General features: G+C 36.6%; 18 protein-coding genes. 15 read left to right on the top strand and 3 right to left on the bottom strand.

The genetic code is table 11. The features are described from left to right. Positions 1-49: 49 nt before the first annotated feature. Entirely contained in the window at positions 50-949 is a 900-nt protein-coding gene (gnd, locus tag ACM55M_RS01010) for a phosphogluconate dehydrogenase (NAD(+)-dependent, decarboxylating) (RefSeq protein ID WP_416855598.1), read from the bottom strand. A gap of 345 nt (positions 950-1,294) precedes the next feature. Between gnd and uxuA the strand changes: the two genes are divergently transcribed. The 3 genes from uxuA (at position 1,295) to ACM55M_RS00995 (ending at position 4,276) form a co-directional block, all read left to right on the top strand. Continuing rightward, complete coding sequence (gene uxuA, locus ACM55M_RS01005; protein WP_416855597.1) at positions 1,295-2,467, top strand: mannonate dehydratase; 1,173 nt, start codon at positions 1,295-1,297, stop codon at positions 2,465-2,467. A 5-nt stretch (positions 2,468-2,472) separates the two neighbouring features. Next, on the top strand, positions 2,473-3,288 hold the full coding sequence (locus ACM55M_RS01000) for an SDR family oxidoreductase (protein ID WP_416855596.1): 816 nt from the start codon (positions 2,473-2,475) through the stop codon (positions 3,286-3,288). Positions 3,289-3,574: 286 nt separating this feature from the next. Further along, on the top strand, positions 3,575-4,276 hold the full coding sequence (locus ACM55M_RS00995) for a porin family protein (protein ID WP_416855595.1): 702 nt from the start codon (positions 3,575-3,577) through the stop codon (positions 4,274-4,276). On the opposite strand, the gene ACM55M_RS00990 is transcribed toward ACM55M_RS00995, so the two are convergent. Then, a complete protein-coding gene (locus tag ACM55M_RS00990) occupies positions 4,271-4,819 on the bottom strand; it encodes a hypothetical protein (protein WP_416855594.1) in 549 nt (182 codons plus the stop codon). The two genes, ACM55M_RS00995 and ACM55M_RS00990, sit on opposite strands and share 6 nt — an antisense overlap. Before the next feature lie 358 nt (positions 4,820-5,177). On the opposite strand from ACM55M_RS00990, the gene ACM55M_RS00985 reads away from it, so the two are divergent. The 10 genes from ACM55M_RS00985 to ACM55M_RS00940 all read left to right on the top strand — a co-directional run bounded on the left by ACM55M_RS00985 (position 5,178) and on the right by ACM55M_RS00940 (position 18,262). After that, complete coding sequence (locus ACM55M_RS00985; RefSeq protein ID WP_416855593.1) at positions 5,178-7,625, top strand: bifunctional UDP-N-acetylmuramoyl-tripeptide:D-alanyl-D-alanine ligase/alanine racemase; 2,448 nt, start codon at positions 5,178-5,180, stop codon at positions 7,623-7,625. An 88-nt stretch (positions 7,626-7,713) separates the two neighbouring features. Further along, a complete protein-coding gene (gene mscL / locus ACM55M_RS00980) occupies positions 7,714-8,127 on the top strand; it encodes a large conductance mechanosensitive channel protein MscL (RefSeq protein WP_416855592.1) in 414 nt (137 codons plus the stop codon). Positions 8,128-8,359: 232 nt separating this feature from the next. Continuing rightward, complete coding sequence (locus ACM55M_RS00975) at positions 8,360-9,349, top strand: aspartate-semialdehyde dehydrogenase (protein ID WP_039110375.1); 990 nt, start codon at positions 8,360-8,362, stop codon at positions 9,347-9,349. A gap of 241 nt (positions 9,350-9,590) precedes the next feature. Beyond that, positions 9,591-9,944, top strand: coding sequence for a hypothetical protein (locus tag ACM55M_RS00970; protein WP_416855591.1), 354 nt, complete (start codon positions 9,591-9,593; stop codon positions 9,942-9,944). A 151-nt stretch (positions 9,945-10,095) separates the two neighbouring features. Continuing rightward, the gene (locus ACM55M_RS00965) at positions 10,096-12,327 is read left to right on the top strand and encodes a TonB-dependent receptor (protein ID WP_416855590.1); all 2,232 of its coding nucleotides are present in this window, start codon (positions 10,096-10,098) and stop codon (positions 12,325-12,327) included. 421 nt (positions 12,328-12,748) lie between these two features. Then, positions 12,749-14,869, top strand: a complete 2,121-nt coding sequence (locus ACM55M_RS00960) for a prolyl oligopeptidase family serine peptidase (RefSeq protein WP_416855589.1) — start codon at positions 12,749-12,751, stop codon at positions 14,867-14,869. A 528-nt stretch (positions 14,870-15,397) separates the two neighbouring features. Beyond that, the gene (locus tag ACM55M_RS00955; protein ID WP_416855588.1) at positions 15,398-15,625 is read left to right on the top strand and encodes a helix-turn-helix domain-containing protein; all 228 of its coding nucleotides are present in this window, start codon (positions 15,398-15,400) and stop codon (positions 15,623-15,625) included. Then, positions 15,615-16,922, top strand: coding sequence for a DNA (cytosine-5-)-methyltransferase (gene dcm, locus ACM55M_RS00950; protein ID WP_416855587.1), 1,308 nt, complete (start codon positions 15,615-15,617; stop codon positions 16,920-16,922). Before ACM55M_RS00955 ends, dcm begins: the two co-directional genes overlap by 11 nt. Further along, entirely contained in the window at positions 16,891-17,667 is a 777-nt protein-coding gene (locus ACM55M_RS00945; protein WP_416855586.1) for a BglII/BstYI family type II restriction endonuclease, read from the top strand. Before dcm ends, ACM55M_RS00945 begins: the two co-directional genes overlap by 32 nt. Positions 17,668-17,827: 160 nt before the next feature. After that, the gene (locus tag ACM55M_RS00940; protein ID WP_416855585.1) at positions 17,828-18,262 is read left to right on the top strand and encodes a very short patch repair endonuclease; all 435 of its coding nucleotides are present in this window, start codon (positions 17,828-17,830) and stop codon (positions 18,260-18,262) included. Between the two features lie 27 nt (positions 18,263-18,289). Here ACM55M_RS00940 and ACM55M_RS00935 read toward each other — a convergent pair whose 3' ends face one another. After that, a complete protein-coding gene (locus ACM55M_RS00935) occupies positions 18,290-19,855 on the bottom strand; it encodes a glycerol-3-phosphate dehydrogenase/oxidase (RefSeq protein ID WP_416855583.1) in 1,566 nt (521 codons plus the stop codon). 221 nt (positions 19,856-20,076) lie between these two features. On the opposite strand from ACM55M_RS00935, the gene ACM55M_RS00930 reads away from it, so the two are divergent. Then, complete coding sequence (locus ACM55M_RS00930; RefSeq protein WP_416855582.1) at positions 20,077-20,424, top strand: GIY-YIG nuclease family protein; 348 nt, start codon at positions 20,077-20,079, stop codon at positions 20,422-20,424. A gap of 323 nt (positions 20,425-20,747) precedes the next feature. Next, the gene (locus ACM55M_RS00925; protein WP_416855581.1) at positions 20,748-21,065 is read left to right on the top strand and encodes an HPF/RaiA family ribosome-associated protein; all 318 of its coding nucleotides are present in this window, start codon (positions 20,748-20,750) and stop codon (positions 21,063-21,065) included. Positions 21,066-21,251: the final 186 nt, after the last annotated feature.

Genomic DNA, 21,251 nt, shown 5'->3' with positions numbered 1-21,251 from the left:
CCAAATCAAGCGCAGTCGAGATTGTTTTTAAATGAAATAAAAAAATCTATTACTCATTTTTTTCTACTGCATGACCGCCAAATTCATTGCGAAGTGCTGCTACTACTTTTCCGGAGAAAGTATCCTGCATTTGGGAACGATAGCGCATCATGATGGAAAGGGCAATAACCGGAGTAGGAACGCCTAAATCTAAGGCTGTTTCGAGTGTCCATTTTCCTTCACCGGAGGAATGCATAATTCCTTTAATGCCATCTAATTTTGGGTCTTTCGAAAAAGCATTTTCTGTTAATTCCATTAACCAACTACGAACTACGGAACCATGATTGAACAGTTTAGCCGTTTTTTCGAAATCAATATCAAATTCGGAGTGTTCAAAAACTTCAAAACCTTCAGCTATAGACTGCATCATTCCATATTCGATTCCGTTGTGAACCATTTTAGTAAAGTGACCGCTTCCGGCAGCACCGGTATATAAATGACCATTTTCAACAGAAATATCCTTGAAAACTTGCGCGACATGTTCAAATACTGGAGCGTCTCCACCAATCATCGTACAAGCACCATTCAAGGCTCCTGAAGTTCCTCCTGAAGTTCCACAATCCAAAAAGTCAATACCCAATTCTTTGAGTTGAGAATAGCGACGTTTCGAATCTTTATAGTTAGAGTTTCCGCCGTCAATGATAATGTCATTTTTTTCTAAAAAAGGAATTAGGGAAGTGATCACTCCGTCTACAATTTCTCCTGCCGGAACCATTAGCCAAATCACTTTTCGGTCGTTCAGTTTTTGACACAATTCTTTCACGGAATGTGCGGTTGTGATTCCTTCCTGACCAATTTTTGTTACAAAGTCAGTATTGACATCTTGGGCTACTACATCGTAGCCATTTCGTTGTAAATTAAGGGCAAGGTTGAAGCCCATTTTTCCTAATCCTATAATTCCAATTTGCATCGTTGTATTGTTTTAAGTCTTGATTTGAAGACGTTTTTGAGTAATCGTTAAAAATTTTTAAAGTAAAAATATTGGTTTTAATTTTTTAACAAGCAATTTTTTCAAAAAATGTTTAAACTTCTTTAAATCAATAGATTAATTTGAGTCGTTTTAATTTAGTGACTTTGATATAATTACAGCAATCAGGATAGTTCTACAAAATTAGATTCTTATTATTGCGCTTGATTAATTTTAAAGGAGATAACGATTTTATTTAAGCAAAAAGCAAAATAGAAATTATTGGACAACTGGAAGAAAATAGTTGCGTCCGGGGAGTAAATTTTGTGATAATTAAAAGTAATTTATATGGAAAAAACATGGAGGTGGTTCGGTAAAAAAGACAATATTACCCTTACTATGCTTCGTCAAATAGGCGTAGAAGGAATTGTGACCGCATTGCATGATGTCCCTAATGGGGAAGTATGGACATTGGATACAATCAATGATTTGAAGCATTATATAGAGAGCTTCGGATTGAGCTGGTCGGTGGTGGAAAGTTTACCGGTTTCGGAAAGTATTAAATATGGCGGAAAAGAAAGAGAGCAATTACTGGAGAATTATCGAACCAGTCTTGAAAACCTTGGAAAAGCAGGGCTAAAAACAGTTTGTTATAACTTTATGCCCGTGATTGATTGGGTTCGTACTGATTTATATAAAAAACAGGAAGATGGAACCATGACGCTTTATTTTGATAAAGTGCGTTTTGCTTATTTCGATTTGAAAATCCTGAAACGGGAAGGCGCTGAGAAAGAGTATTCAGCTAAGGAATTAGAGGCAGTTCAGGAATTGGATAAAAGCATCACTGAAACAGAAAAAGAGGAGTTGATTCAAACAATCATTGTCAAAACACAGGGGTTTATCAATGGGAACATTAAAGAAGGGGATCAACAACCGGTGGAGCTATTCAAGCGTTTGTTAAAATTATATGACGGAATTGACAGCAATCAATTAAGGGAAAATATGAAATATTTTCTCGAAAGTGTCATTCCGACGGCTGAGGAATATGGTGTAAATCTTTGTGTGCATCCTGACGATCCTCCATTTGCTGTTTTTGGATTGCCCAGAATTGTAGGCGGAGCAGATGATATCGAATGGATCTTGAATGCCGTGGACAGTCCTAATAATGGCTTGACTTTTTGTGCCGGCTCTTTGAGCGCAAGTTTGCGTAATAATGTGCCTGAATTGGCCAGAAAATTTGCAGAACGCACGCATTTTGTACATTTAAGAAGCACTGATGTAGATGAAAACGGGAATTTCGTGGAAGCATCCCATCTTGAAGGACGCGGTCATTTGATTGAGGTTGTCCGAATCTTCGAAAAAGAAAATCCCAATCTGCCCATGCGTATCGATCATGGGAAATTGATGCTGGATGATGTTGATAAAACATATCATCCCGGATATTCATTTTTGGGACGCATGTTTGCATTAGCCCAAGTTTCAGGAATCATTGCCACAGTAAAAAATGAAATAAATCAATAAATAGTATGGATAATCAGTTTAGTATAAAAGATAAAGTTACAGTCATTACTGGTGCAAGTGGTGTGTTGGGAGGAAGTATTGCACGTAATTTTGTAAGCGCTGGTGCAAAAGTAGTGGCGCTGGGTACAAAACAAGAAAAAGTGGATGCCACGGTTATTGAACTTCAAGCTACAGGAGCAGAAGTGATAGGATTTGTTTGCAATGTGTTAGACAAAGAGGAATTAGAAACAGTTGCTCAAAAGATAGTGGAAAAATGGGGCAGAATAGATATTTTATTGAACATTGCCGGAGGAAATACGCCTGGTGCAACACTAAAGTCGGACCAATGTTTTTTTGATTTGGAATTGAACGAATGGGATAAAGTATTGGACTTAAACCTGAATGGAACGGTTTACCCGAGTCAGGCTTTTGGTAAAATAATGGCAAAACAAGGAAAAGGTTCTATTGTAAATGTTTCGTCAATGGCTGCGATAGTTGCTATTACACGTGTTCCGGGCTATTCTGCGGCTAAAAGTGCAGTGGATAATTTTACGAGATGGTTGGCCTGTGATTTGGCTATGAAATATGGGGATGGTATACGTGTCAACGCTATTGCACCGGGTTTTTTCATCGGAGAGCAAAACCGCAATATTTTGATTAATCCTGACGGATCGTTAACGGACCGCAGCAAGAAAGTGATTGCCCAAACTCCTATGGGACGCTTTGGTGATATAAATGAATTAAATGGGGCAGTACAGTTTTTGTGTTCAGATGCCGCAAGTTTTATAACTGGAATTGTCATGCCTATTGATGGCGGATTTAGTGTATATAGCGGGGTTTAGGAACGGGATTTCCTGATGTCGAAGAAGATATTCAGTAGAAATGTTTTTGTTATTTTAAAAAGATGCAATTATATTGACAGAGGGGGATTAAAAGAAAACCAAATATTCTTGGTTTTCTTTTAATCCCCTTTTTAGATTCTTCCGTTAATTTGGTGCGTTAAAAGTTTATTTTATCAGCATTAGATATAATAAAACTATCAAAAGGGTATATTTGTAATGCTGAAAGGAGAGTGAAAACTAATCTTTGTTTGAAATTATCCGTCAGCAATTTTAAACCCAAAGACCTATGCGATTATTTCTGAGTTGTTTTCTTTTCCTATCTGTTTTTCATGTTTTTTCTCAAGAAAATGTGATTGCTCAAAATAATCCAAAAGTTAAAATTGATTCGCTATATAGAGAAGACCAGTTTTATTTTGGATTTACATACAATACTTTAACGAAAAAACCGGAAGGTTTATCCCAAAGTAAATTGTCAACTGGTTTTTCGGCTGGTTTCCTTAGAGATATGCCTGTAAATAAAAAAAGAACCGTTGCGATAGCTTCAGGTATCGGTTTGACTTATAATAATTACAATCAGAATCTTGCCATTTACAAAACGGACCAAACGCCTGTTTATTCGATTATTGATGCCGAGACAACCTTCAGTAAAAATAAATTTTCACAACTATTAGTAGATGTCCCTATTGAGTTCAGATGGAGGACGTCAACCTATGAAAGTTATAAGTTTTGGAGGATTTACGGGGGATTTAAATTCAGTTATTTAATTTATGACCGCTCTATTTATACTGATGATCAAGGTAAAATTGTTGTTTCAAGGAATAAAGATTTTAATAAATTTTTATACGGTGCCTATATTTCATCGGGTTATAATACGATAAATGTATATGCGTATTATGGTTTGAATTCCCTGTTTAAATCTGCAAAAATTGATGGTAAACCTATTGATATGACTTCTTTGAATATTGGAATTATTTTCTATATTTTATAGCCATAAATACAACAAAAGCAGTTGCGATACACTTCCCAAAAGAAACCCAATAATCAGTTCAGTAGTCGTATGCGCCTTCATTTCTAAACGGGATGAAGCCACTAAACCATTCATGAGAATTAGAAACGCAATCAGAAAAGTGCTTTGAACTTGATAATGCATACTTATTCCAATAACAAATACTGTTAAGGAGCTGATGCCCATCATGTGTAAGCTGGCTTTTGTCTTGAAAAATGACAAAATCAAGGCTTGTAAAGTACTCATCAACGCTCCCAAAAAGAAGAAATGCAATTCGGGATATCGATCTAAAGTAATGCTTTTTCGAACCAATAGAATAAGTAGAAACGAGTGAAGGAGCAAAGGAATTTTACGTTGTGAAACTTCGGCAACCATTATAGAATCAATTTTTCCGGCAGCACGTAATATAAAAAACAGCAGGACAGGGACGATTATGGTGATGATTAAGATTTGGAAAAAAACGAAAATTTTTTCCTGATTTGTAAAATAAGACGCATTGAAAAAAAGGTAAACCAACGTTGCCATTGACGGTATAAATATCGGATGGAAAATATAAGAGAATATCGGCAGGATTTTTTTCAAGAGTTCGGGGCTTATTTATACAAACAAATATAGCAAATCTGATAAAATAGTTGGTATAGATTTATGGTGTTTTTAACTTTTACACTATTTTGATAAGTTGTTTCGTCTGTCTTTAAGATGCACCAATAGCTGTAAATTGTAGCGTTTCGAAGTCTTCATTTTGAAAAGAAGTGTTATTTTTGAGGAAGTTTTAGAAAGAAACCAACTAATTACTGCGCTTTCGCAAAAGTTACGCTGTTTTCCTTTCGATATAATAATTCTTGTTAATCAGTAAAATCGGCGTCATTCGCGTTTCAAAACAATGAGTCTAAAAATCCAAAGTATAATTCCTCAAATTCAGGCTGAGTTTGTAGGCGACAACAGTGCCGTTTCAATTGATACTATTTCTATCGACAGCCGCTCGATGCAAAATGGTTCGCAAACCTTGTTTTTTGCTTTGGTTGGAACCAATAATGATGCGCACAGTTACATTAAAGATTTAATTGAAAAAGGAGTTCAGAACTTCGTAGTTACCTATATTCCGGATGATTGTGAAACCAAAGCTAATTTCCTGGTTGTCAAAAACACATTGGAGGCGTTGCAACAATTTGCAGCATATTATCGCGGTCTTTTTCATTTTCCTATTATCGGATTGACGGGAAGTAACGGTAAAACGATAGTGAAGGAATGGCTTAATTTTCTGTTAAGTCCGGATTATAATATTATTAGAAGTCCAAAAAGCTACAACTCACAGGTTGGAGTTCCTTTGTCCGTTTTGGCAATTAATGAACAACACAATCTTGGGATTTTTGAAGCTGGGATTTCCACCGGTTCAGAAATGGAAAAACTGAAACCCATTATCAAACCCACGATTGGGATTTTAACGAATATTGGTTCTGCACACGACGAAGGTTTTACAAGTCTAGAAGAAAAAATAAAAGAGAAAATGGTGCTTTTTGAAGATTCAGAAGTGGTCATTTATCAAAAGAATGGAATAGTAGATTCCTGTATTTCTAAAAAAGCAAAAGCATTTACCTGGAGTTTTGATGCTAAAGATGCCGATGTTTTTGTCTTCAATGCAGCAATTAAAAACGATAGCACAACCATTCAATACCGATACAAAACCGATTCATTCAAATTGACAATTCCATTTCAGGATAAAGCGTCCATTGAAAATGCGATTTCGTGTTTGATGATTTTGTTGTATTTTAAATATGACGAAAAGGCGATTCAAAACCGAATGGAATTGTTGTATCCGGTCGAAATGCGGTTGAAAGTTAAAAACGGAATTAATAATTGCAGTATTATCGATGACAGTTACAGTTCCGATTTTCAATCGCTGAAAATCGCATTGGATTTTCTCGAAATTCAAAATAAACGTCAAAAAAAGACCCTGATATTATCGGATATTTTTCAAAGTGGTTTGTCCAATGAAGAGTTATATTCGAAAGTTTCCCAATTGGTAGTTTCTAACAAAATTACGAGAGTTATCGGGATTGGAGAAACCATTTCGTCATTCGAAAATAAATTCACCAACTGTGTTACGTTCAAAAATACGGAAGCATTTATTTCAAGTTTCGACGATTTGAATTTCAACAATGAAACGATTTTAATTAAAGGAGCGCGCACGTTTCATTTTGAAGAAATTGTGGCTTTATTAGAAGAGAAAACACACGAAACTGTTCTTGAAATTAACCTGAATGCCATCAGCCATAACCTGAATTTCTTTAAATCAAAGTTGAAATCAAAAACTAAAATAATGGTGATGGTAAAAGCTTTTGGGTACGGAAGCGGCGGTCTTGAAATAGCCAAATTGCTGGAGCATCACAAGGTGGATTACTTGGGCGTGGCTTTCGCCGATGAGGGAATTTCGCTAAAAAATGGCGGGATTAATTTACCAATTATGGTATTGAATCCGGAAACGACCAGTTTTGCAGCGATTATTCAGCATCAGTTAGAACCTGAAATTTATAGCTTGAAGGGATTACGCGCTTTCCTGAAAATTGCCGAACAAAAAAAATTAAAATATTTTCCTATTCATATAAAGCTCGATACGGGAATGCACCGTTTGGGTTTTGAGAACAATACGATTGATGATTTAATAGCGACTTTAAAGGGAAATCAAACCGTTAAAGTCAAAAGCGTTTTGTCTCACATGGCTACAAGTGACGATTTAGAACACAAGGATTTTGCGTATTCACAAATTGATTTGTTTGAGAAATTATCATCAAAATTGATGACCGAATTAGAAATAAAACCTATTCGACATATTTTAAATACTTCGGGAATCAGTAATTTTCCCGATTCGCAATACGATATGGTTCGCCTTGGGATTGGCCTTTACGGTGTTTCAAATGACAGTGAAGAACAGAAGTATTTAGAAAACGTAGGAACACTCAAATCAGTAATTTCTCAAATCAGAACCATTCCTGCGGGTGAAAGTGTGGGCTACGGCAGACGATTTATGGCGGAGAAACCAACAAGAATCGCCACAATTCCTATCGGTTACGCGGATGGAATTTCAAGAGGATGGGGTAATGGAGTTGGTTTTGTGGTCATTAAAAATGAAAAAGCGACTATTCTTGGCGTTATTTGTATGGATATGTTGATGGTAGATGTCAGCGAAATTGATTGTAAAGAAGGAGATGCTGTAATTATTTTTGGCGAAAGCCCGACGGTGAATTACATAGCCCAAAAATTAAATACAATACCGTATGAAATTCTTACGAGCATTTCGCAACGGGTAAAACGGGTGTTTTACAGGGAGTAATTAATTGGGGTAAACAGATGTTAATTGTATTAAAATTTTTATTAAATTCGTTTAACAAAAATATGTTTTTAACCTAAAAAAATTAATTATGGGATTTTTCGGTGATTTTAAAGCCTCTTTAATGAAAGGTGATGTGTTGAGTTTGGCAACAGCAGTTGTTATTGGTGCTGCTTTTGGAAAAATTGTAGGATCTGCTGTAGATGACGTTATTATGCCAATTGTAGGTTTGATAACTGGCGGAATAGACTTCACACAAAAATTTATCACGTTGGACGGAAACAGTTATGACAATTTACCTGCAGCAAAAGCTGCCGGAGCCGCCGTTATTACTTATGGGAATTTAGTTCAGGCGATTATCAACTTCGTTATTATTGCCTTCTTTATTTTTATAATTTTACGAGCTGCTGAAAAAGCCAGAAAGAAGGAAGTTGTTGTTGCTGCTCCAACCGGACCCACACAAGAAGAATTGCTTACACAAATTAGAGATTTATTGAAAAAATAATACCGCTATACTCTATATTCTAATTTTCCCTGAATTAATTCAGGACTAAACCGCTTCTTAATTGAGGCGGTTTTTCTTTTTGTTATAATACGAAATCACGATTGTTGCGGATCTAAACAATTCACTTGTTATATTTATAACATTTTGTTATTTTTTGTGAACACACTTGTTTTGATTTGAATATTACTTACTTTTGCCTTTCAAATTTAATATTCAATAATAAAAATATACTATGAGAATAGCAGTTGTAGGCGCTACTGGAATGGTGGGCGAAGTAATGTTAAAAGTATTGGCAGAAAGAAATTTCCCTGTAACAGAATTAATCCCGGTTGCTTCTGAAAGATCAGTGGGAAAAGAAATAGAATATAAAGGTAAAAAATATAAAGTGGTTGGTATGCAAACTGCTGTAGACATGAAAGCGGATATTGCTTTGTTTTCTGCAGGAGGTGATACTTCACTGGAATGGGCTCCAAAATTTGCGGCAGCAGGAACAACCGTTATCGATAATTCATCGGCTTGGAGAATGGATCCAACCAAAAAATTAATCGTTCCTGAAATCAATGCATCTGAATTGACTGCAGCCGATAAAATCATTGCAAATCCAAACTGTTCTACGATACAAATGGTATTGGTTTTGGCTCCGTTGCACAGAAAATATAACATCAAACGTGTTATTGTTTCTACGTATCAATCCATCACTGGAACGGGCGTAAAAGCAGTGCAACAGTTAGAAAATGAATACGCAGGAGTTCAAGGTGAAATGGCTTACAAATATCCAATTCACAGAAATGCAATTCCACAATGTGATTCTTTTGAAGATAATGGGTACACTAAAGAAGAAATGAAATTAGTTCGAGAAACTAAAAAAATATTAAGCGATAATTCTATTGCAGTTACGGCTACTGCTGTACGTGTGCCAATCGTTGGTGGACACAGTGAAGCGGTAAATGTTGAATTCACGAATGATTTTGATATTAGCGAAGTACAAAATATATTACATCATACCGATGGTGTTGTGGTTCAAGACAACAATGATACCTATACGTACCCAATGCCAATGTACGCACAAGGAAAAGATGATGTTTTTGTAGGTAGAATTCGTCGTGACGAAAGCCAGGAAAACACCTTGAATATGTGGATTGTAGCTGATAACCTTAGAAAAGGAGCTGCTACAAACACGATACAAATTGCAGAATATTTGATTGCTGCTAAATTGGTGTAATACTTAATTTTTAGTTCAAATTAAAACCATTTGTTTTGTCAAAACATAATTTGTCAGAACAAATGGTTTTCTTTTTTGCAGTCTTTCATAACCAATAAAAACTGTTCATTTTTAAAACATATAAGGAATATAAGTTCATTTAAGAAAAGCTCTTTGTAAACTTATGTTTCTTTAAATATCTTATATCGTAAAAAAAGAAGCATGTTACTTTTTCTAAATTGTTTTGTTACCTTTGCCAAGGATGAAAAAGAATAAGCTCATAATAAGTGTTTCTTTGGCGGTTGCGGTATTGTTCTCAATACTGTTTCAGTCCTTTCATACCTATGAACATTTAGAGCAGCAGCTTTCCGAAAAGCAATGCCATCATAAATACAATGTTACCAACAAAGAGATAACGCATCAACACCACAATTTTGATCATTGTTATGTCTGTGATTTTACTTTTGGCAGTTCTGTTTCTCCAAAAGAGTTCTCCTATCAATTACACTCCTGTTACAAAGAAATTCCTTATTTCTTTACTGCTAAGGAAACAGTTTTTTCGTTTTCCGGAAGTTTATATTCCCATCGCGGACCACCTGTAAATAATTTAAGCTGAATTTATTTCAGCTTCTGTTGATTTTTTTTCAGCAGGTATCATTTCTATTTTATTTACTAAATAATTCCGGTCTCGGCTCCCTCTCCTTTGGAGAGTCCCGTCCAGATGCTTCGGGATCGGGAGGGCGAGAGGAACAATACCATCATTTTCAATGAAAAAATTTATTATAGCCCTATTCTTGGGGTTTTCGGCGATGCTTCAAGCGCAAAATACCCTTTCGGGAATCGTAACGGATATAAAAAACCAACCCTTAAAAGGCATTTCGGTTTACGCATCAGAATTACACAAAGGAACTACAACAGACGAAAACGGAAAATATTCATTTATTAATCTGCCTAATGGTAACCTGAAATTGACTTTTACATTCGTAGGATTTGGAACACAAAATAAAACGATAACCGCTTTGCTCAAGCAAAATATCTTAGATGTAATCCTCGAAGAAACGATATTCCAAATGGATGAAGTGATTGTTTCCACCGCTTTCAATAAAATACAATCGCAAAACGTGATGAAAGTGGAACACCAAACCATGAAAGAATTACAACGAAAAGGGACTGCCACGTTAATCGAAGGATTGGCAACGATTCCTGGTGTTTCGCAGGTTTCTACAGGAACTTCCATTGGGAAACCCGTAATTCGAGGATTGAGCGGTAATCGGGTTTTGGTGTATTCGCAAGGCGTCCGTATGGAAAATCAACAGTTTGGCGACGAACACGGTTTGGGACTAAACGACTCGGGAATAGAAAGTGTTGAGGTTATCAAAGGGCCGGCTTCGTTGCTGTATGGTTCAGATGCTTTGGGTGGCGTTCTGTATTTTAATCCCGAAAAATTTGCTGATGCGAATACTTTTAAAGCTAATTTCAGTCAAAAATTATTCTCGAATACGCTGGGAAGTAATTCTTCTTTGGGACTGAAAACATCTACCGATTATTGGAAATTCCTAGCTCGTGGAAGTTATAATACACATTCCGATTATAGAATTGCTAATGGTGACCGAGTAACGAATACCCGTTACAATGAAACCGATTTCAAAACAGGAATTGGCTACAGCAATGCCAAATTTTCAAGTGTGTTGCGTTACAATTACAACAAGCTGGATTTAGGAATCCCGGGAGATGGTCCCGAAGCGTCGGGAGCTGAACAAGCGACCAGCAAGCAAACAGGATTTCCAAGACAAGGAGTTTTCAATCATTTGCTGAGTTTAAACAATGTTTTCTTTTTCCAAAAATCAAAACTGGATGTCGATTTGGGTTATGTAGCCAATGACCGAAGCGAGTTTGAAGATAGTGATGTTGCGATTTTGCACATGAAACTTAAAACCTTCAATTATGATGCAAAATACCATTTGCCAACAATAGGCAAAGTGGAATCTATTTTTGGAATTCAGGGGATGCACCAAACCAACACGAATTCCGGGGAAGAATATTTGATTCCGGACGCCACAACCAATGATTTTGGTGTTTTTGGAACCGCTAATTATGAATGGAAAACTAATGTTTTTCAAGCCGGATTGCGTTTCGATAACAGACAAATTACGACGATAGAACATGGGATTGCCGGTTCCGAAGGCTATTTTAAAGCCATCGATAAATCATTCGACAGTTTCAATGCTTCCTTGGGTTACAAAACCAATCTGGCCGATGATTTGACGTTGCGTTTGAATATTGCTTCCGGATTTAGAGCCCCAAACCTAGCGGAATTAACCTCCAATGGTGTTCATGAGGGAACGAACCGCTATGAAGTAGGAAACAGCGATTTGAAAACGGAACAAAACGTACAGACCGATGTGAATTTGGAATACAAAAATAGCCATTTTGAGTTTTTTGTCAATGGATTTTACAACCACATCAACAACTATATCTACACTTCGCCAACAGGAGTGGTGCTTGATAACAATGAGGTTTTCGACTATATTCAGGACAATGCCAAGTTGTATGGAGGCGAAATAGGGCTGCATTTTCACCCGCATCCTTTGGATTGGTTGCATTACGAAACCAGTTTTGAAACCGTAACCGGCAAGAAACAATCCCGAGGCGTCGGGAGTGATTTCCTGCCTTTAATTCCTGCAAACAATTGGAATAACACGATTAGAACAGAATTCAATATCAAAAACTGGCTTGAAGATGGTTTTGCCACTATGAACCTTTCCACGACTTTCAATCAAAATAATGTGAGTGGTTTTGAGACCAAATCCAATGGCTATTCCCTGTTGAATCTGGGTTTTGGAGGAAAAGTAAAATTGGGTAAAATGATTTTTGATGTCAACCTGAACGGGAACAATGTACTGGACAAAAGATACATCGCGCACCTTTCCCGCTTAAAAACCGATGGAATTCCCAACATAGGGAGGAACGTGGTTTTGGGCGTGAATTTTAATTTGTAATTCATTTGCTTCAGCAAAAAACAAAAACGCTATTCGAAAGAGTAGCGTTTTTTGGTTTTAACTTAAATGAACTTATATTCCTTATATGGTTTATATTTTTCAGCACATAAGCTGATTTTAATTAACCCGTTGGGTGTAATTCAATTTATATTATTTTTTAACCACACTTCGACTTTGCTCAGTGCAGGCTCGAAACATAGTTTTTCTTGATTTTATCAAGACGTTTCACTTGATTATAGTAAATCATAGGTATGCGAAACCAAGAATTGGTCTATCCCTTTCTTTTTTCTATGTATGTGGTTAAATTTTTCAGGACGTAATTGGATTGATTTTAATTTATGAATAATCCTTTTTTAAGAATTCCTTACATAAGGAACAGGAACTATTTGTCTATTTTTGTAACGCTTTAAATCAGAATTTAATGAAAAAAACTTTTTTAATAATGGCAGTTTCAACTACAATAGTCTCTTTTGGTCAAAACCAAAATCCTATAAAATATCCCATAACCCGTAAAGGAGAAACTATGGATTTGTATTTCGATACCAAAGTTGCCGATCCGTACCGCTGGCTCGAAGACGACAAATCTGCTGAAACCGGCGCTTGGGTAAAAGCCCAAAACAAAGTGACTTATGAGTACTTATCCAAAATTCCGTTTCGCGATGCGTTAAAAACAAGACTCGAAAAACTGTGGAATTATGAGAAAATAGGCGCGCCTTTTATCGAGGGAAATTATACGTATTACTACAAAAATAACGGCTTGCAAAACCAATCGGTGTTGTATAGAAAAGATTCCAAAGGAACGGAAACTGTTTTTCTTGATCCTAATACTTTTTCTAAAGAGGGAACCACATCGCTTGGCGGACTGGATTTCTCCAAAGACGGTTCCAAAGTCGCGTATGCCATTTCAGAAGGCGGCAGCGACTGGAGAAAAGTCATTATCATGGATGCCATCACCCAAAAAATTATAGAAGACACGATAGTCGATGTGAAATTCAGCGGTGTGTCTTGGAGAGGAAACGAAGGATTCTATTATTCCAGTTATGACAAACCAAAAGGAAGCGAATTATCGGCAAAAACGGACCAACACAAACTGTATTTCCACAAGTTAGGAACACTACAAAAGCAAGATAAAGTGATTTTTGGCGCCGATAAAAAACGACGTTATGTAGGCGGGCATGTTACGGAGGACGATCATTATTTGGTCATCACGGCATCGACTTCAACCTATGGAAACGAACTGTACATCCAAGACTTGACCAACCCCAATAGTCCTATTGTGACCCTTGTGGATAATTTCAAGAGCGACAGCAATATTGTTGATAACGAAGGCACGAAATTATTCATAGAAACCGACTTAAATGCACCCAACAAACGCATCGTTACCGTGGATTTCAATAATCCGAAACCGGAAAACTGGAAAGATTTCATTCCCGAAACCGAGAATGTTTTGACACCAACAACTGGCGGTGGTTATTTCTTTGCCAATTATATGAAAGATGCCGTTTCTGTGGTGAAACAATATGATTATTCCGGAAAACTGGTTCGGGAAATTCAGTTGCCGGGCGTAGGAACTGCCGGTGGTTTTGGCGGAAAGAAAAAAGAAAAAACACTCTATTATTCGTTCACGAATTACATCACTCCGGGTTCTATCTATTCGTTTGAACCAAAATCAGGAACTTCTGCGGTGTATCAAAAACCAAAAGTGGATTTCAACAGCGAAGAATACGAGTCCAAACAAGTGTTTTACACTTCCAAAGACGGAACCAAAATTCCGATGCTGATCACCCATAAAAAAGGATTGAAACGGGACGGTAAAAACCCAACCATGTTGTATGGGTACGGAGGATTCAACGTAAGCTTGACGCCAAGTTTCAGTATTGCCAATGCCGTTTGGATGGAAAATGGTGGTATTTTGGCCGTACCCAATTTACGTGGCGGTGGCGAATACGGGAAAAAATGGCACGATGCGGGAACCAAAATGCAAAAGCAAAATGTCTTTGATGATTTCATCGCAGCAGCCGAATATCTGATTGCCCAAAACTACACGTCTTCACAATTTCTTGCCATTCGTGGCGGGTCAAACGGCGGATTGCTCGTGGGCGCCACGATGAACCAGCGTCCGGACTTGATGAAAGTCGCTTTGCCGGCCGTAGGCGTGATGGACATGTTGCGCTACCACACCTTTACCTCAGGCGCGGGCTGGGCGTATGATTACGGAACCGCGCAGGACAGCAAGGAAATGTTTGCCTATATCAAGGGTTATTCTCCCGTACACAACATAAAAAAAGGGATTCAATATCCGGCCACGATGGTCACCACGGGCGATCACGATGATAGAGTAGTGCCGGCGCACAGTTTTAAATTTGCTGCCGAATTACAGCAAAAACAAACCGGAACAAACCCAGCCCTTATCCGAATTGACATCAATGCAGGACACGGTGCAGGAAAATCCGTGGCGGCAACCATTCAGGAAAACGTCGATATTCAGGCATTTACGCTGTACAATATGGGCATAACGGAATTGAAAAAGTTGGTTAATTAGAGCTTGTCCTGAATTTATTTCAGAAGCTATTTCCTGCTGTACGCTATATCTTTCTAGTCCTGAACTTGTTTCAGGATCCTGAAACAAGTTTAGGACTAGAAAGGATGCCTCTTCCATCAGGGCTAGGGCATTAGATTTCCTCAGACGATTGTCATTGCGAGGAACGAAGCAATCACATCACTGATATAAACCAACAAGAAGTTCAAAAAACGCTATTCAAAAGAGTAGCGTTTTTTTGTGGAATAAATCGAAAACAAAATTCGATTCGTGAACATTTTTATCCCGTATGGGATTTAATGTTGGTAGAAAATTGTTTCATCCGCACCATAATATCCCGTAGGGATTATATGTTCCGTCCCTAGGGGACTATGATGGGTGGGGCATTCTTGGTTTCTACCAATATTAAACACCTAACGGCGTTTTTTTTGTACTCAATAATTTATGAACAATAGTAATAAGTGACTCTTATGCCGTTGCACCAAAGGCAACATTCGGATAGATTTGTTTCACTTCAATAATAGAAAATTAATGGATATCAATATTAAAATTGGCGACAGAATTAAAGAATTACGAAAAGCTAAAGATTTGTCACAAGAAGCATTAGCAAATATTGCTGAAGTAGATAGAACATACATGACCAAAGTAGAAACGGGAAAAAGAAATGTAACAGTTAAGATTTTAGACAAAATAATTATTGCTCTAGGAACTGATTTTATGACATTCTTCAATGATAATAGATTTAAAAATGGAATTTAAAAAAATAAGAGTAGCGGAGTTATTTGCAGGCGTTGGGGGATTTAGGCTTGGTCTCGAAGGATGGAATGAAAAATCTGCATCATCTAATTACAGAGAAACGATTGCAAGCCCTTATCAAGTTATTTGGAGTAATCAATGGGAGCCGTCAACAAAAATACAACATGCTTCGGCTGTTTATGAAAGGCGATGGGGAATGGATAATCATTCGAATAGAGATATAGCAAGCGTTGAAATTTCAGATATTCCAGATCATGATTTATTAGTTGGTGGATTTCCTTGTCAGGATTATTCTGTTGCAACAACTCTAAAAAACTCCAAAGGATTAATTGGTAAAAAAGGAGTTTTATGGTGGTCAATTCATAAAATATTAAGTGAAAAAGAAAACAAACCAAAGTATCTTTTTTTAGAAAATGTTGATAGACTTTTAATTTCTCCTTCAGGGCAAAGAGGTAGAGATTTTGCTATAATTCTGAAAAGTTTAAATGATTTAGGTTATGCTGTTGAGTGGAGAGTTGTAAATGCAGCAGAATATGGAATGCCACAAAGAAGAAGAAGAATTTTTATAATGGCATATCATCGAGACTCAACAATTTATAGCGAAATTAAAGAAACAACTTCAAGTAATTGGGTTCTTGAGGAAGGAACTTTGGCAAATGCTTTCCCGGTTTTAACGGATAATGTTTTGTTTAGAAATGAGTTTAAATTGAAAGGTGATATTGTTGAAATTTCAGAAAACTTCAATCTGAAAGGGAAGAAAGGAATGTTTGAAAATGCGGGAATTATGATTGATGGGATTGTTACAACTATGAAAACTAAACCAAGTTATGAAGACAGTTTTTCAATTTTAAGGGACATAATTCAAAATGGCGAGGTTACACAAGAATTTTACATAAATGAGGAGGATTTGGATAAATGGTTTTATCTGAAAGGCGCTAAAAAAGAAATGAGAAAAAATGCTCAAGGCTTCGAATATAATTATAGTGAAGGCGGAATGATTTTTCCAGATTCTTTGGATAAACCATCAAGAACAATAATAACGGGAGAAGGAGGCAAATCCGCTTCGAGATTTAAGCACGTTATTAAAACTTCAAAAGGTTATAGACGGCTTTCCCCAGTTGAGTTAGAAAGGCTAAATATGTTTCCGGATAACCATACAAAAATAGATGGAATTACTGATACAAAACGAGCCTTTTTTATGGGGAATGCATTGGTTGTTGGGGTTATAGAAAAAATCGGAATAGCATTAAATCAGAAAATAAATAAAAATGACAGAACAGGAAAAAGAGAATTGGTCTAAAATTAGTACTATCAATTTATTTGTAGCGAAAGAGTATTTTCACCATCATGCTTTTGAAATATTAAATACACATAAAAATTTAAAAGACCTGTTCTTATTGTCACTAAATAATGAAATTAGGATAATTCCGAGAGTTAAAAATACAAAAGGTGCAGAAAGTAGAGCAATTAAAGCAGATGATTTAAATATTGTTATTAGAGATTTGTTAAAAAAAATTCCAGATAATGAAATAAAATTTGAAGTATTTGAAGAGAATGGTGTCTTCTATTTTAGTTCGGAAAAAAGTGCAATTGGTGGTTTTGACTTTGCTATTTTAAATCAATATAATAACATCATTGCACTAAGAAATCTATGTTTTGGTAATTTGCAATATGCGGATGGCGAGACAAGATGGGAAAAATTTCTTGCAAAGAATCCTGATTTGGGAGATATTGGAAATAAATTAAAAAGAATTGAAGAAAAAGGAAAGAACATTTTATCCTCAAATGACGGAATACCAACACCTTTAATTGTTGGAGAAATCCAATTTGGAAATTGGGCTTTGGCTTATAGAGATTTCTTCAAAGTGCTTAAAGCTGATGTTCAAAATTCAGTAGATTGCTTAGTCTATATTGTTCCAACTGGAAATTTAGAAAAAATGTTAAGCGATGGGATTGTTACTTTTGATAAAACAAAAAAAATACTTGATGAGTTTTCTAAAGTAATTTCAGTTCCTGTTTGGTTAATAGGATTGGATGTTGAATAAATCGATTTTTGATACGTATCCTTCATTTCGTAAGTGCGGATTTTTAATTCTTGTCTATTTAGTGAATTAAAAACAAAGCGGTAGATTTAAGGTGTTGTTTTTTAAAGGGTTATCAGATAAAGTTCCTAACTTTGGATTGAGGTTTTTTTAATCATTTCTCATGGACCGTGTTACACCTGCTCAACGCTCCAAAATAATGGCTGCCATTAAAGGCACCGGAACCAAAGATGAAATTCGCTTGGCAAAAGCTTTATGGCATCTCGGCTACCGCTACCGTAAAAACAATAGAACTATTTTCGGTACACCGGATTTAACCTTCAAGAAACTTAAAATCGCCATATTCGTTGACAGCGAATTCTTTCACGGAAAAGATTGGGAAACCCAAAAAGACCGCGTCAAAACCAATACGGAGTTTTGGCAAAAGAAAATAGAAAGAAATATTCAAAGGGATGTTGAGGTCAACAATTATCTGGAATCACAAAACTGGAAAGTGCTTCGTTTTTGGAGTGCGGAAGTAGAGAAACATCTTGAGGATTGTATCTCTAAAATCAAGTTAGCAATCATTTCGAGACAAAATCAAAAAAGCCAATTCTAAATTACCTAAAACACGAAAATCCTATTATTACTCCAACCAATATCCTTTTGCCAAAACTTCAAAATCCTTGATTTGTTCCTGTACCCAAGAATCCGGTTTTTCTCTTTCGGTGGCGATGAGTTGTGCGGTTTCGGGAGCCATCTGCAGGGCTGCTCTGGCATCCAGAAATAGAATACGGAGTCTTCGTGCGAGTACATCCTCGACTTTTCGTGCCATTTCATGGCGTACGGCCCAGATGACTTCGGCTTTTATAAAAGGATAATCGGGATGCAGTTTTTCGGCCCATTTTGGATTTTCAAGCGCTAATCCGCGAATTGCCTCCGCATCCGATCCATACTGATGCAGCGGATCTTTAAGGACTTGGTTTAGGGTGTAGCCGTGTATTTTAAAATCTTTGGTGCTGCATTTGTTGGGTTTTAAGTTTCCTTTTTTTATAACACGGTCCAGTGTGTCTTCGGCCATGCGTCTGTAGGTGGTCCATTTGCCGCCTATGATGGAAACCAAGCCGCTTTTGGATACAATTATTTTATGGCCTCTTGAAATTTCTTTGGTTTTTTGATGCTTTTTTTTTGGTCTCGCCAAAGGGCGCAAACCGCTGAATACGGATAATACATCGGCTTGGGTTGCGGTCTTAATAAGATATTGGTTGAAGGTGTTTAATATAAAATCAACTTCTGTTTTTAGTGCTCGAGGTTCCAGGCTTTCCAAGTCTACCACGGTATCTGTTGTTCCTACCACTACTTTATTGTACCACGGAATGGCAAACAATACCCTTCCGTCACTGGTTTTAGGAATCATCAGGGCATAATCAGTAGGGAGAAAGGATTGGTCTAAAACGAGGTGTGTTCCTTGACTGGCCATTATAATAGGTTTTTTTTCCACGTCATCCATGCCAAGAATGGCATCGGCAAAAACGCCGGTAGCATTGATTACCGCTTTGGCTTTTAGGGAATATAATTTTCCTGTTTCTAAATCGGTGGCTTGCACTTGATTTATTTTTCCGTTTTTATTTTTTCCTAAACCCGTTACTTGCATATAATTGAGCAGATGCGCTCCATTTTCGACACTGGTTTGCGCAAGATTTATCCCCAAACGGGCATCGTCAAATTGTCCGTCGTGGTAGAGTGTCCCGTTTTTCAGGTGCTTTGACTTGATTCCGGGCAAATATTCTTGAACCTGCCGCGCAGTGATAAAAGACGAATTGCCCAGACTCCATCTGCCTGCCATCACATCATAGATTTTTAAGCCTAAAGTATAAAAATAGCCTCCAAAAGTACTGAAAGAGGGTATTATGAAAGATTGATTTTGGGTGAGATGTGGGGCATTTTTAAACAGCAATCCCCGTTCGTGCAACGCTTCAAATACTAATCGAATATTGCCTTGGGCTAAATACCGCACGCCTCCATGGACTAGTTTCGTGCTTCGGCTCGAAGTCCCTTTGGTGAAATCGGACTGTTCCAGCAACAGCGTTTTATACCCTCTCAACACGGCGTCTAATGCGATGCCTAATCCCGTGGCACCACCGCCAATGATAATTACATCCCAGGTTGTGTTGTTGTGGTTGATAAAATCAATACTGGTGTCTCTGTTCATAAAAGGAATGGAATGGTCGGATGAATATAGGAAAAAGATTTTAAATCTAAAGATAAATGCAAAAGAGGAGGTTAGAAAAAATCTGGAGAATCGCATGGTTAAAATCCAGTTTGAAATTATTTCGAAACAAAATCAAAAAAGCCAACTGTAATTATAAAAAAATATCTTTATTTTAATTTTGTCATTCCGACGAAGGAGGAATCACATCAACAGTGAATTTTATGATTGAATTTACAGAAGGTTACCACACGTATTATGTTTATATTATTAGTAATAAGTATCGAACTACCTTTTATACTGGAATGACAAATAATCTTAAGGTGAGACTACAACAGCATCAACAAAATATTATAAATGGAAACAAAACTTTTGCTTCAAAATATAATGTGGAATTTTTGGTTTATTATGAAAAATTTACATGGGTTCAGCTTGCTATTGCTAGAGAAAAAGAAATTAAGGGTTGGAGAAGAGATAAAAAATTAGATTTAATTCGTTCTTTCAATCAAAATTTTGAGTTTTTGAACCATTATTTTGTAAAGGATAATGAGATTCCTCCTTCGTCGGAATGACAAAACTCATGCTGGCGAGACATTAATCAATTAAGGGTTGGAGAAGAGATAAAAAATTAGATTTAATTCGTTCTTTCAATCAAAATTTTGAGTTTTTAAACCATTATTTTGTAAAGGATAATGAGATTCCTCCTTCGTCGGAATGACAAAACTCATCCTTGGGAAGCAATATCAATTACCCAACCAATCCATAACTCAATTACGATTTGATTACTTGTTTTAATTCTAGATGAGTATTTTTTTATCACAATATTTTACTAATTCACTCGGTTTTTCATATAACAATCGGTAAGTTTGAGAAACAATCATAAATAAATAATGCTATGACAATACAAATCAACACAGACAATAATGTAGAAGGACACGCCCGTTTGAAATCGTATATTTCAGATGAATTGGGAAACGCTTTGGCACGTTTTGAAGAAAAAGTAACCCGTTTAGAAGTGCATCTTGGAGACGAGAACAGTGAGAAATCAGGTGGTGGTAATGACAAACGGTGCCTGATTGAAGCACGTCCTGTAAATATGCAGCCGGTAGCGGTGACGAATCATGCCGATACTATCGAAAAAGCATTTCAAGGAGCGCTGGATAAAATCAAAAAAGTGTTGGAAACTACTTTCGAAAAACAGAAGACCTATTAAATAGTTGCCTTTGGGCAAACATCCATAAAACTAAAAATGACACTATCTTTTAAATAAGAAAGTGTCATTTTTGTTAGTTGTAATTTTTTTAAAAAATTTTGAGTTTTTGAACCATTATTTTGTAAAGGTCAATGAGATTTCTCCTTCGTCGTAATGACAAAATCATACCAATCATTTGCGCAATCT

Source organism: Flavobacterium galactosi, from assembly GCF_048158585.1.
GTDB lineage: Bacteria > Bacteroidota > Bacteroidia > Flavobacteriales > Flavobacteriaceae > Flavobacterium > Flavobacterium galactosi.
Note: the sequence above shows the minus strand (reverse complement) of the source record. Positions and strands in the feature narration are given on the sequence as shown.